This window comes from Streptomyces hilarionis, assembly GCF_024539675.1.
Taxonomy (GTDB): domain Bacteria; phylum Actinomycetota; class Actinomycetes; order Streptomycetales; family Streptomycetaceae; genus Streptomyces; species Streptomyces hilarionis.
In genome coordinates this window covers 25,188-37,873 of record NZ_JAHHIT010000092.1, presented here as the reverse complement: position 1 = coordinate 37,873, position 12,686 = coordinate 25,188, and the positions used below count along the sequence as shown (strand labels likewise).

7 protein-coding genes are annotated in these 12,686 nt (G+C 74.2%); 4 read left to right on the top strand and 3 right to left on the bottom strand.

Features of this window, described 5'->3' with window-relative positions:
- The first annotated feature begins 306 nt into the window (after positions 1-306).
- A complete protein-coding gene (locus KMS84_RS22820; RefSeq protein ID WP_256918283.1) occupies positions 307-2,019 on the top strand; it encodes a carboxylesterase/lipase family protein in 1,713 nt (570 codons plus the stop codon).
- Between the two features lie 737 nt (positions 2,020-2,756).
- Here the strand turns inward: KMS84_RS22820 and mmuM are convergent.
- Both mmuM and KMS84_RS22810 read right to left on the bottom strand, forming a co-directional pair.
- Positions 2,757-3,698, bottom strand: coding sequence for a homocysteine S-methyltransferase (gene mmuM / locus KMS84_RS22815; protein WP_256918282.1), 942 nt, complete (start codon positions 3,696-3,698; stop codon positions 2,757-2,759).
- 118 nt (positions 3,699-3,816) lie between these two features.
- Positions 3,817-5,976 (bottom strand): autotransporter, encoded by a 2,160-nt coding sequence (locus KMS84_RS22810; RefSeq protein ID WP_256918281.1) that lies wholly within the window; start codon positions 5,974-5,976, stop codon positions 3,817-3,819.
- Positions 5,977-6,286: 310 nt separating this feature from the next.
- Here KMS84_RS22810 and KMS84_RS22805 point away from each other — a divergent pair, with 310 nt between their 5' ends.
- Positions 6,287-7,699, top strand: coding sequence for an RICIN domain-containing protein (locus tag KMS84_RS22805; protein ID WP_256918280.1), 1,413 nt, complete (start codon positions 6,287-6,289; stop codon positions 7,697-7,699).
- Positions 7,700-7,714: 15 nt separating this feature from the next.
- Here KMS84_RS22805 and KMS84_RS22800 read toward each other — a convergent pair whose 3' ends face one another.
- Positions 7,715-9,391 carry a rhamnogalacturonan lyase B N-terminal domain-containing protein gene (locus tag KMS84_RS22800; RefSeq protein WP_256918279.1) on the bottom strand — a complete coding sequence of 559 codons (1,677 nt, stop codon included), beginning with the start codon at positions 9,389-9,391 and terminating at the stop codon, positions 7,715-7,717.
- A gap of 190 nt (positions 9,392-9,581) precedes the next feature.
- On the opposite strand from KMS84_RS22800, the gene KMS84_RS22795 reads away from it, so the two are divergent.
- Both KMS84_RS22795 and KMS84_RS22790 read left to right on the top strand, forming a co-directional pair.
- Entirely contained in the window at positions 9,582-10,625 is a 1,044-nt protein-coding gene (locus KMS84_RS22795; protein WP_256918278.1) for a rhamnogalacturonan acetylesterase, read from the top strand.
- A gap of 89 nt (positions 10,626-10,714) precedes the next feature.
- Positions 10,715-12,535: a DUF2264 domain-containing protein gene (locus KMS84_RS22790; protein WP_256918277.1), complete on the top strand. Its 1,821-nt coding sequence runs from the start codon at positions 10,715-10,717 to the stop codon at positions 12,533-12,535.
- Positions 12,536-12,686: the final 151 nt, after the last annotated feature.

Here is a 12,686-nt window from a genome sequence, read left to right as displayed (position 1 = left end):
CGCGGGGCGGGGCCGGGCCGGGGCGGTCGCTCCGGCGACGGCGGTCCGGAGCCCGGTCCGGAGCCCGGTCCGGAGCCCGGTCCGGAGCCCGGTCCGGAGGCCGGTCCGGAGGCCGGTCCGGAGGCCGGTCCGGAGGCCGGTGTCCCCCGAACAGCCCTCCCGCGGGCTTCTGCGCCGGAATAGCGGACGCCGGTGTGGTGCTCTGTTGTTACCGGTGCGTGAGCGCGGCGAAGGGCTGGTGAGCAGGTGGCGGCAGACCGGACGCATCCTGCGGGTGACGCCCCCGGGGCGTCATCCGCTCGGCCCGTGGTCAGGACCCCCTACGGGGCCGTCCGCGGGAGGGAGGAGGACGGCATCGCCGTCTTCCGGGGGATCCCGTACGCGGCGCCCCCCTTCGGGCCGCTCCGCTTCATGCCGCCGGTCCCGCCCGAGCGCTGGGACGGCACGCGCGACGCGGGATCCTTCGGGCCGACGCCGCCGAAACCCCCGTACTCCGAGGCCTTCGCCCGGTATCTGTCCGACCCCGTCGTCGTCGGCGACGACTGCCTGAACCTCAACGTCTGGACGCCCGACGCCTCGCCGAGCGCCCGGCTCCCCGTCCTCGTGTGGCTGCACGGCGGCGCGCTGACCAGGGGTTCCTCAGCGGTGCCGGTGTACGACGGACGGAAGTTCGCCCGCGACGGCATCGTCTTCGTGTCGGTCAACTACCGGCTGGGCGTCGAGGGCTACGGACTCTTCCCGGACGCCCCCGCCAACCCGGGGCTGCGCGACCAGCTCGCGGCGCTGGAATGGGTGCACCGGGCGATCGGGGCCTTCGGCGGCGATCCCGACGCCGTCACGCTGGCGGGCCAGTCGGCCGGCGCCATCAGCGTGGGCGCACTCATCGCGGCCCCGCGGGCACAGGGGCTCTTCCGGCGGGCCGTCCTCCAGAGCGGCCCGCCGGAGGCCTTCGAGCGGGACAAGGTCCGGCGGATGGTGCGTCGGATGGCGAACCGGCTGAAGATCCCGGGCACCGCCGAGGCCTTCGCCGGCGTCGACCGCGACGTGCTGCTGCGTATCCAGGCCGAGGTCGGCAGACTCAGCAGCCCCGTGCTGGGCGGCCCCGCCTTCGGCATCGTGATCGACGGCGACCTCGTTCCGCGCGATCCCCTGGAGGCGCTCGTCGACGGGGATGTGGCGCGCGGCGCCGACCTGCTCGTGGGCTGGACCCGCGACGAGTACCGGCTCTGGCTCGCGCCGGGCGGCCTGTTGGAGCGCGTCGACCGGATGGGGGCCGTCGCCCTCGCCGGAGCCATGGCCCGCTGCCACTGCGGTCACGAGGTGCCGCGCGGCTACCGCGCCCTGCACCCCGAGGCGGGCACCGCCGAGCTCGTCGGCCAGATGGTCACCGACAAGCTGCTGCGACTGCCGCTGCGGCGCCTGGCCGACGCCCGGCCCGGAGCGTCCTACGTGTACGAGTTCGCGTGGCCCTCGCTGCGTCCCGGACTCGGCGCCTGTCACGCCCTGGAGCTCGGTTTCGTCTTCGACACCGGCGAGACGCCCGAGTCCGCGAAGCTCGCCGGCGACGGAGCGCCGCAGGCCCTCGCCGACACGATGCACCAGGCGTGGACGCGGTTCGTGACGACGGGCAGCCCGGGCTGGGAGGCCTGGGACGAGGCGCATCCGGTGCGCGTGTTCGGCGAGGTCGGCAGGGAGCGGGACGGGAGCGGGGCGCTGGCGCGCGAGGCCGGCGGCGGGGCGGCGCTCGACCGCGCGGGCGTCCCGGCCGAGGGGCGGCGGCCCGCCGGGCGGGATGACGTGCCGCACACGGGCGAAGCCATGGCGTACACCGCCTACGGGCTGCGCGACGGGGAGCTGGCGCTGTGGACGGCGGCGGAGGCGGGAGCCGTCGCCGCGGACGGGCCCCTCGACGCGACCGTGGCGGCGGACCCCCCGCCCGGCAGAGCCGCACGCCGCGCCGAGCTGAGATCCGCGGTGCGTCGACTGCGCCGCGCCGGAGGGGTCCGCGGCGGCCGCTGACCGCGGCGGCCGTCGGCTCGGGGAACGGGCGACGGCCGAGCGGCTCGTCCCGCCCCCCGGGACCGGAGAGGGAGGGCCGGAGCCGCCGGGCACGGCCGTCGGCCGCTGCCGCCGCCGCTTCCCAGGACGGGGACGTCGTCAGGATCCGGCTGGAGACGGCCCGAGCCGCCGGACCTCGGCCGGAACCGCCGTACCCGGGCCGTACCCGCTGCACGCGGGCCGGACCTGTGGTCGCGGGCCCGAGCCGCTGGGCGCAGGCCGTGCCCGCCGTACCCCGGGCCGCGCCCGCCGCACCCCGTGCCGTGCCCGCTGGACGCGGGCTGGAGCCGCTGGACGCGGGCCGGAGCCGCTGGACGCAGGCCGGACCAGCGAACCGGGCCCGAGCCGCTGGTCGCGTGCCATGCCCGCAGGACCCGCCGAACGCGGGCCGGACCTGCCAGTCGCGGGGCGTATTCACTGGACGCGGGCCGTAACCGCCGTACCTGGGCCGGACCCGCCGTACCCGGGCCGGAGCCGGGCCGGAGCCGCTGGTCGCGTGCCGTGCCCGCCGTACCCGGGCCGTGCCCGCCGTACCCGGGCCGTGCCCGCCACACCTGGGCCGTGCCCGCCACACCCGGGCCGGACCCGGCCAACCCGGGCCGGAGCCGCTGGCCGCAGGCCGTATCCGCCGGACCCCGCGCCGTCCCCCCGGTACCCGGGCCCGATCCGCCGTGCCCGGGCCCCCCGCTGGAGCCGGTCTACGCGGGGGACAGCGTTCGGGCGATCGAGGTGATGGCTTCGGGGCCGACACGGCAGCAGCCGCCGATGAGGCGGGCCCCCGACTCCTGCCAGCCCCGCACCTGTTCGGGAAGGAAGGAGGAGCGGCCGCGCCAGGCGCGGGCCTCCGCGTCCCAGGCTTCGCCGCTGTTCGGGTAGACGACGACGGGTTTGCCCGTCACCCGGGCCGCGGTCGCCACGGCGGCCTCGACGTCCTCGGGCGCGCAGCAGTTCACGCCGACCGCGATCACCTCGTCCGCGTCGGCCGCCAGGGCGAACGCCTCCTCCAGCGGCTGTCCGGCGCGGGTGCGGGACCCGGCGATCGAGTACGAGAGCCAGGCCGGCACGCCGAGCCCGCGCACCGCCCGCAGCAGGGCCTCGGCCTCGTCGGCGTCGGGAACCGTCTCCAGCGCGAAGACGTCGGGCGCGGCGTCCGCCAGCACCTCCAGCCGGGGGCGGTGGAAGCGTTCCAGCTCCTGGACGCTCAGGCCGTAGCGCCCCCGGTACTCGGAGCCGTCCGCGAGCATCGCACCGTACGGTCCGACCGACGCGGCGACCCACAGCGGGCGCGCGACCCCTTCGCCGCGTGCCCGCCGGGCCGCCTCCCGGGCGAGCTCCACGCTCAGCGTGAGCAGCCGGGCCGCTTCGGCGCGGTCGATGCCCCGCTTGGCGAACCCCTCGAAGGTGGCCTGGTAGCTGGAGGTGATCGCCACGTCGGCGCCGGCCTCGAAGTAGGCGAGATGAGCCTCGACGACGGCTTCGGGGCGTTCGGCGAGCAGCCGCGCCGACCACAGCTCGTCGCTCAGGTCGTGCCCGGCGGACTCCAGCTGGTTCGACATGCCGCCGTCGAGGACGACGGCCGCGGCGGCGAGGGCCGCGGCGAGGGAGGTCTCCGCGAGGGGGGAAGGGATGTCGCTGGTCATGTCACGACGCTAGTCGAAGGGGCGGGGGAGAGCCCGAGGTGTCCAGCCTGTGAGCAGCACGGCCACATCGTGGGACGCGGAAGGGGCGGGGCTGGGAGGCGGCGCGCCGGAACCGGGGCTACCGCCTCGACGCCGAGTGCCGGCCGCCCCGGTTGCGCGGTCCGCTCCGTGCCCGCCTGGTCTTCGGGACCAGCAGGGCGCCGAGCAGACCGGCCGCCAGGACGTACGGCCACCATCCGAACGCGCCGGACCTGCCCGCCTCGGCGCCGTCTGCCCGCGCCGGGCCGGTTCCGGGGGCGGACCGCCGTTCCGCGCCCGCCGCGGGGTTCGCCGCCGCGGCCGTCAGGACGACGTCGTTGCCGTCGCCGCCCCGGTAGCTGATCCGGTACGCGGTCCCGGCGTAGGTCACCTCGGCGCCCTCGCGCAGACCGTCGAAGGAGCCGCTCACGGGGGTGCGCCCGGTGTGGTCCAGGACGGTGACGGCGGGCAGCGGGTCCCGGCCCGCCGCCGCGGAGGCCCCGCCGGCGGCGGAGTCCGTCGGCGCGGTGGCGGGCCGCGCGGCGGACAGGTCGAGAGTGCCGGCCAGGGTCACCTTGCCCGTCACCTTCAGGGGAGCCCCCGTCAGCGCCAGCCGGCCCTCGTCGCGCTGGGTGTAGGCGCCGGCGACCGTGAGGCCGCCGGTGACGACGCCCTCGTTCGTCACGGCGCCGCGCACGGTTCCCCTGCCGCCGAGCGTGCTCGTCACCCGCAGCGCCGAGCCGCCGGTGTCGAGCCGCGCCGCCGCGGACGTCAGCCGGACCGCCCTGCTGTTGACCAGCGTGGCGCCGTCCGCGAGCACGAGGGTTCCCCGCTCGATCGTGGTCGTCCCGGTGTACGTCACCGCGGAGCCCGTGAGGGTCGTCGTGGCGGCCCCGGCCTGCACGAACGATCCACCGCCGCCGAGGCGGGAGAGGGAGATCGCCGTCCTCGCGTTGCGCACGACGAGGGTGCCGTCGTTGACGATGCGCCGCCGGTCGGTCCCCGTGAGCAGGGAGCCGTCCCCCCGGGCCGACCCGAGGCGCAGGATCGCGCCCTTGCGCACGGTCGTCGAACCGTCGTAGTACTGCGCGGCCGCGAAGGTGACGTCGTTGCCCTTCGTTCCGGCGACGACGACGTCGCCGGCGCCGGGCGCCGCCAGCGTGTCGTGGTATCTGCCGCCGCCGATCGGCGCCCCCAGCGTGACCGGCCCGTCGTAGGCGAACGTGAGCAGCGAGCGTCGTCCGGACGCCTCGTGCAGGTTGATGTAGACGGTGTCCTTGGTCCCCGGCATGAAGATCTCGTGCGTGGTGCCGTCGCCCCACTGCACGTTCGCGCCCTCGATGTTGGTGCCGCGCTTGTTCGAATGGTGCGGGATCGGACGCCAGTTCAGGCCCGGGTCGCTGAGTGCGGGCGCGGTGTCGCCGCCCCGGTCGCTGTAGCTGTACCGGCCGGTGAGGACGACCTTGCCGCCCGGCCGGGTGTGGACGTTGACGTCGCTGCCGTACTGCCGCTGGTAGAAGTCCTGGCGCAGGGTGACCGTCTGGTACAGCGGGGTGTCGATGATCCAGGAGCCCTGGTTGACGATCGCCCGGGCGTGCGGCAGCGACACCGGGTACTCGGGCCGGCCGACCGCCATTCCGGTGCCGTTGTCGATGACCCCGGAGAAGGGGTGGGCGCCGGCGAGGTCGAGGGTGCCCCACATCCCGCGGGGCTGGGTGACCAGGCCCGAACCGCTGATCGTGCCGAGGTTGAACGTGCGGGTCAGCGAGAGGCGGAGTGTGCCGTCGACGCGGATGTTGAGCTGGTTGAGCCGGTAGCCCGGGGTGTCGTAGGGGAAGTGCCCGATCAGCCCGGAGCCGCCGCCGGTGCCGTACTGAAGCGTCGTTCCCCGTTCCACGGTGACGGCCGGCGGGTCGGGCGTGCTGACCGTGGTGTACGGGTGGTTGCCGCCCTGGGTGCGGACCACCTGCCGCCTGCGTGCGGCGGGCAGGGTGAAGTCGCTGTCCTTGCTCAGGACGAGGGTTCCCCCGCCGCGGACGGTGAGCGTTCCCTGACCGCGGAACACGCCGCCGTAGGTCGTCGTCCCGGCGGGCACGGTCACCGCCGAGTCGCCGGTGAGCGTGACGTCCCGGTTCGCCAGCACGTCGGCGGTGACGTCCCGCAGGTCGGCGGCCGTCGCGGGAGGGGCCACGGCGAGGAGGGCCGCGACGGCAGTGAGGGCGCCGGCGGCCGCGGTCGAGGTGTGAAGAGGGCTGCGCACACATGGGAGACGCGCCACGGCGGCGCCGATAACAGAAAATCTTTCTGTCCTTGCGCGACGGTCTGCCGTGCGGTCCCGGAAAGCCACGGTCCGGCCGGAAAGTTCCGGAAAGGGCTTTCCCTCAAGTCCCGTCGGATCCGTTGACCTGCTCGTAACACGCCCTTACCTTTTCGGCGTTCGCCATTCCACATGACGTTCGCAGTTCCGAACGCGCCCCTCTTCCGAGAGGCAACCGCTTGCCCTGCGACCCGGCGACCCGCCGGGCCCCCGGCCCGCCCCGTCGCCGACACCGTGAAGGAGAGTGCGTGAGATGAGACGTGCGTACGCGACCCTGCTGGCCCTCTGTCTGGCGCTGGCCGGCGCCCTCGCCACCGCGGGACCCGCCGCGGCGGCGCCCGTGACGATCGCCAACGGCACGCAGTTCACCGACGCTTCGGGCGGCCCGGTGCACGCCCACGGCGGAGGAGTCCTCAAAGTCGGCTCCTTCTACTACTGGTTCGGCGAGGACCGCAACGCCGACAACACCTTCCGGTACGTGGACGCCTACCGCTCCACCGACCTGAAGAACTGGGAGTTCCGCAACCACGTCCTCACCCAGGCGAGCGACCCCGAGCTGGCCACCGCCAACATCGAGCGGCCGAAGGTGATGTACAACGCCGCCACCGGCACATTCGTGATGTGGATGCACAAGGAGAACGGCGTCGACTACAGCGAGGCCCGGGCCGCCGTCGCCGTGTCGGACACCGTCGACGGCGACTACAGCTGGCAGGGCAGCTTCCGCCCGCTCGGCCGGCACATGTCCCGGGACATCACCGTCTTCGTGGACGACGACGGGACCGGGTACATGGCCTCCGCCGCACGCGAGAACTACGACCTGCAGATCTACCGGCTGACGGCCGACTACACCGGCATCGCCGGTCTGGTCGCCGACCCCTGGCACGGGGGGCACCGGGAGGCGCCGGCGCTGTTCAAGCGCAACGGCGTCTACTTCATGCTCACCTCGGCGGCCACCGGCTGGAACCCCAACCAGCAGCAGTACGCGACGGCGACGTCCCTCGCCGGACCCTGGACGGCGATGACCGACGTCGGCGACCCGACCGCATACGGTTCGCAGACCGCTTACGTCCTCCCCGTCCAGGGGACCTCGGGCACCTCCTACCTCTACCTCGGCGACCGCTGGGGCAACTCCTTCGGCGGCACCGTCAACGACTCCCGCTACGTCTGGCTGCCGCTCGCGTTCCCCTCGTCCACCTCGCTGTCGATGTCGTGGACCCCCGAGGTCACCGTCGACACGGCCGCGGGGACGGTCACCGGCACGAACGCCGCGTACAACACCCTCGTGGCCCGGCACAGCGGCAGGTGCGCGGACGTCACCGGTCAGTCGCTGTGGGCGGGAGCCCAGATCAAGCAGTACGACTGCAACGGCGGCGGCAACCAGAGGTACTGGTTCAAGTCCGTCGGCGGCGGCTTCTCCCAGCTGGTCGTCAGGAACAGCTCCCTGTGCGTGCAGGAGAACGCGAGCACGGTCACCCAGGAGACGTGCAGCGCGACGGCCGCAGGCCAGCAGTGGTCGCTGACGGCCTCCGGGAACTATGTGAACGTCAAGTCCCGCGCCGGCGGGAAGTGCCTGGACGTGAGCGGCGCGTCCACCGCCAACTCGGCCGCCGTCATCACCTACACGTGCAACGGAGGCGCCAACCAGCAGTGGACGCGCGGTTCGTGAGGTCGACGCCGGCCGTCAGTCGAGCAGGTCGACGGCGTCGATCGCGGTGCCGGCGCTGAGGAAGGAGGCCGCCCCCGAACCGCTCACCACGTCGATCCTCAGCACGTTGTACCGGCTGGTGTCCGTGAGCCACGCGCTCGCCGGAACGCTGTAGGCGAAGGTGTGGTTGTTCCCCCGGTAGGACCCGTTCGTCAGGGACCGGGTGGACGGCTGGGCGGGCGGCGAGGGGACGGCCGAGGTCCAGGCGTCGTTGACGACGACCTGCGGCCGGCCGTTGGCGTAGGCCGTCGTCACGCCGATGCGCAGGGTGTGCGCGGCGGCGGCCTGGGCCGCGGTCAGCCTGAAGTACACGAGCAGACCGCTGTTGACGTCCTTCCAGAGGTAGCAGGGGAACGCCGAGGTCTCGCTGCCGCTGCCGATCACCACGTTGCCGGTCCAGGCCGCGGCACGCACGTCCGAGGGGTGCGCGTACGTCATGAGGTCGGCGTTCTTGAAGCCGCTCGGCGTGCCGGTCCAGTCGTTGACGCGCCAGATCGCGCGCGCGTTGGCGGGGTCGTTCGACGACGGGACGGCGATCGGGTTCACAGTGGTCGTCCCGCCGGCGGACACGGTCACCTGCGTGCTGTACACGGCCAGCTCGCTCTTGTGGACGGTGAGCGTGTACGTCCCCGGCAGCACCCCGGCGATGGAGAAGGAACCGTCGGACGCGCGCGCCGAACCCCAGTACTGTGCGGCCGCGTTGGCGAGACCCACCGTGTACGGGTAGGCGGTGTCGCGTCCGGTGATGCCGGCTCCCGCGACCCGGCCGCGTCCGCCCGACGCGACGTACCCGGCGATGCCGAGCCGGTCCGCCCACGCAGTGGTGAGGTTGCGCGCGAAGAGGGCGGAGGAGGGGGCGCCGCCGTCCGTGAAGGCGATCACATAGGGGCCCTGGAGGCCGAAGCGCTGGGCCTCGGTCTGGTTCTGGCCGTAGTAGAGGATCTCGTACAGGCCTCCGCCGTCGGCGCTCTGGTGGCGCAGGAGGGAGCGGTAGAAGGGGCCGCCCGAGGCCTTTTCGTGGTTGCTGCGCACCATCCACAGCCCGACGCCGCCCGCCGCCCAGCCGATGTAGTCGTAGTCCATCACCCGCAGCCGCGAGTAGTGCTTGGAGCGGGTCTGGCCGTCCGGCTTGGCGAAGACGTCGGAGGCCTCCACGGTGCGGTCGGTGTAGGTGTACGAGTCGGGTTCGTCGTTCAGGAACCGGCCCGCCTTGACGCGCACGATGTACCGGGTGGCGGAGACGGACGCGTCGGCCTTGTGGGTCCACAGGTAGACGTTGTTCTCGCCGCTGCGGGCCGCGTAGTAGTGCCGCAGGGTGCCGTGCGTGACCGAGATCAGGATCGTCGCGCCGGACTGCGCGACGGTCACGGTGGAGCTGCCGAGGCCCGACTCGACGTGCGAGTTCATACCGCCGTAGCCCTGGTACTCGACGCCCCGGTAGAGCAGCGAGGTGAGATCGCCGGTGGCCTTGGCGACCTTGAAGACCAGGGCGGCGCCGGTGTCGACGACGTAGTGCGAGCCGTCGTCGGTGTAGCCGAAGGCCGCGGCGGCGGCCGGGACGGCGAGCGGCCCGGCGAGCGCGGCCGGTGCGGCGGCGGCGCCGAGGACGAAGGTGCGGCGTCGGACCGGCCTGCGGCTGTCGGATCCGGACATGGGGGTGCCTCCTTCGGGAGGAGCGGGGTGCGGGTGCCTGAGAGGGTGACAGTTGAATCGATTTCGCGAAAGGGCTTTCGCCCGCATGAGGTCGTCGACCTCGGCAAATGACCCCGAGGGCTAGAAAGCGCTTGCCGGAGGCGGTACCGTCCAGCCGCCAGCCCCTGTTCGCGCGACGGAGGAGCCGCACGTGAGACGTTTCATCCTGGCCGCAGTGGCGGCGCTGACCCTGACGGCCGGCCCGACGGCCCTGCCCGCGTCCGCGCACGCCGGCCGGGCGCCCCTGGGCATCGGCCACTGCACCGCCACCGCCTGCCACTTCGACGTCCCGCCCGGCTCCTACGACGTGCGGGTCCTGCTCGGCGGCGACGCCGCGTCCAGCACCGCCGTCACCGGGGAGACCCGGCGCGCCCTGCTGCCCGAGACCGCCGTGCCCGCCGGCGCCCGCGTCGCCCGCAGCTTCACGGTCGACGTCCGCACCCCCGAGGGCGAACCGACGGGCCCGGACGGCTCCCCGGGGCTCGACCTGGCCCTCGGCGGCGCCGCACCGGCCCTGGCCGACATCAGGGTCGCTCCCGCCCGGCACGTGCGGCGGATCTTCCTCGTCGGCGACTCCACCGTCTGCGACCAGAGCGCCGAGCCGTACACCGGCTGGGGCCAGCAACTGCCGCAGTACCTGCGCAAGGGGATCGCGGTCGCCAACTACGCCGACTCCGGGGAGAGTACGGTCACGTATCTGGGGAACCCACAGCTGTGGGCCACGGTCCGGCCGCTGATCCGCCCCGGCGACCTCGTCCTGGTCCAGCTCGCCCACAACGACAAGACGACCGACGAGACGACGTACCGCGCGAACCTCGAGGCACTGGTGGCGGGAGTGAGGGAGCAGGGCGGGCGACCGGTCCTGGTGACGCCGATCGTGCGCCGCTGGTTTAGTGCGGACGGCACGCTGAACAACCCGACGGCGCTGCTGGTCAACGGCCTCGGCGTCGACCACCCGGCGGTGATCCGCTCGGTCGCCGCCGCGCGGGGCGTCCCGCTGATCGACCTGACGGCGAGCACCAAGGAGTTGGTGGAATCCCTGGGAGTCGAGGGCTCCAAGGCGCTCTACCTCTACAACGAGAAGCGCGACAACACGCACACGTCCCCGCACGGCGCGACGGTCTACGCGGGCCTGGTCCGCGACGCACTCGTCGCCCGGCACCTGGTGCCGAAGGGCGCCGTGCGCGGGGGATGAACGCCTGGGGGCGTCTCGACCGGAACCGGGACGCCCCCAGGCCCCGACCTCCCAGAACCCCGACCGGTCGCCGAGAAGAGAAACGACGGATGCGCCTTCCCCCGCCCGACGCCGCCCGCAGCCCCCGCACCGGATACACCCGTGCCCACTGGGAGGCGGCCGCCGACGCCCTGCTCGCCGCCGTGGAGCCGTACGCCACCGGGGACCGCGCGCTCTACCACCTCCCCGGCGCGCGGGCGAGCTGGTCCGGACGCCTCTCCGACGGACTGGAGGGATACGCCCGCACGCTCCTTTTGGCCGCCTTCCGTCGTGACGAGAGCGCGCTGGAACGGTACGCGACCGGTCTCGCGGCAGGCGTGGCCGGCGTCTGGCCGCGCGTCGAGGACCGCAGCCAGCCCCTCGTCGAGGCCGCGTCGATCGCCCTCGCCCTGCGCCTGACCCGTCCGCTGCTCTGGGACCGTCTGGACGACGGCGTCCGCCAACGGGCGGCGGACTGGCTCGGCCGGGCGCTGACCGCCGAACCCTGGCCCTGCAACTGGGAGTTGTTCCCGGTCACGGTGGGCGGGTTCCTGGAGGAGATCGGCCACGAGCAGGAGGCGTCCCGCAAGGCGGTCGACCGCGGCCTGGAGCGCATCGAGCAGTGGTACGTCGGCGACGGCTGGTACACCGACGGCCCCGGCCGGGCCTTCGACTACTACAACGGCTGGGCCATGCACCTCTACCCGGTCCTGCACGCCTGGCTGGCCGGCGACCCCGGCCTGCTCGCCCTCTACGGGGGCCGGCTGAGGACGCATCTCGGCGACTACGCCCGCCTGTTCGGCGGCGACGGCGCGCCCCTGCACCAGGGCCGCTCCCTCACCTACCGCTTCGCCACCGCCGCCCCGCTGTGGCTGGGCGCCCTGACCGGCCACACCCCGCTGCCGCCCGGCGAGACCCGCCGTCTGGCCTCGGGCGCGCTGAAGTACTTCCTGGAGCGTGACGCGGTGGACGAGCGGGGGCTGCTGACGCTCGGTTGGCACGGACCCGACGAGTCGGTTCTCCAGGGCTACTCCGGACCGGCCTCCCCCTACTGGGCGAGCAAGGGCTTCCTCGGCCTGCTGCTCCCCCCGGAGCACCCGGTGTGGACGGCGCGGGAGGAAGCGGGACCGGCGGAGCGGCAGAGCGCGGTCACCCCTCTCGCCGGCCCCAACTGGCTGCTCCAGTCGACGCGTTCCGACGGCGTGGTGCGCCTGCACAACCACGGCGGCGAGGACGTCCGCTACGACCCCTACTACACCCGCTTCGGCTATTCCACGGTCACCCGGCCCCGGGTCTCGCCGCCCGACAACTGCGTCACGGTCGGCGGTGATCCGCACCGCGAGGGCATCGTGCCCCTCGGGGTGGGGGAGGGCTGGGCGGCCTCACGGCACGCCGTGGGTCCGGGCGCCGAGCTCACCAGCCTGGTGGTGGCCGAGGAAGCGGTGGAGGTGCGGGCCCACCTGGTGTCCGGCGCGCCCCCGGGGACGTCGGTGCACGTCACGGGCTGGGCCCCGGCGGACGGCACGGACGAGCGGTCCGACCTGGTGGGCGTGTACGGGCTGTCGGGCGGTCCCGGGCTGTCGGACGACTTCGGACTGTCGGGCGTGGTGGGCGACGGCCCGACGCTCTTCGTCGCGCTGGCCCGCCTCACCGCCGAGCGCGACCCGCTGCCCCTGACGGACGCGGTGTCCGTCGAGGTGGAGGAGACGACCGTCCAGGGCGTGGAGGGCGTGGAGGGCGTGGAAGGCGTGGAGGGCGGCGGCCACGGCCGCTGCGACGCCCGCGACCTGACCGTCCGCTGGCCGAGCGGCTCGGAGCAGCGGTTCCGCTTCCGGCGCACGGCCCCGGACGAACGGTCGCGCCCGGCGTCGTGGACGGTGGCGCCGTGCTGAGGCGGCCGTGACGGGCGAAGACCGGCGCGACGGCGGGCAGCCGACCGGGGAGCACGTGCCCGGCCCCCGGCCCGGCTGGGCGCGCCGTCCCACGGGCGTCGCCGTCCCACGGGCGTCGCCTCCGGCCGGGGTCGCGACGGAGCGCCGGAAT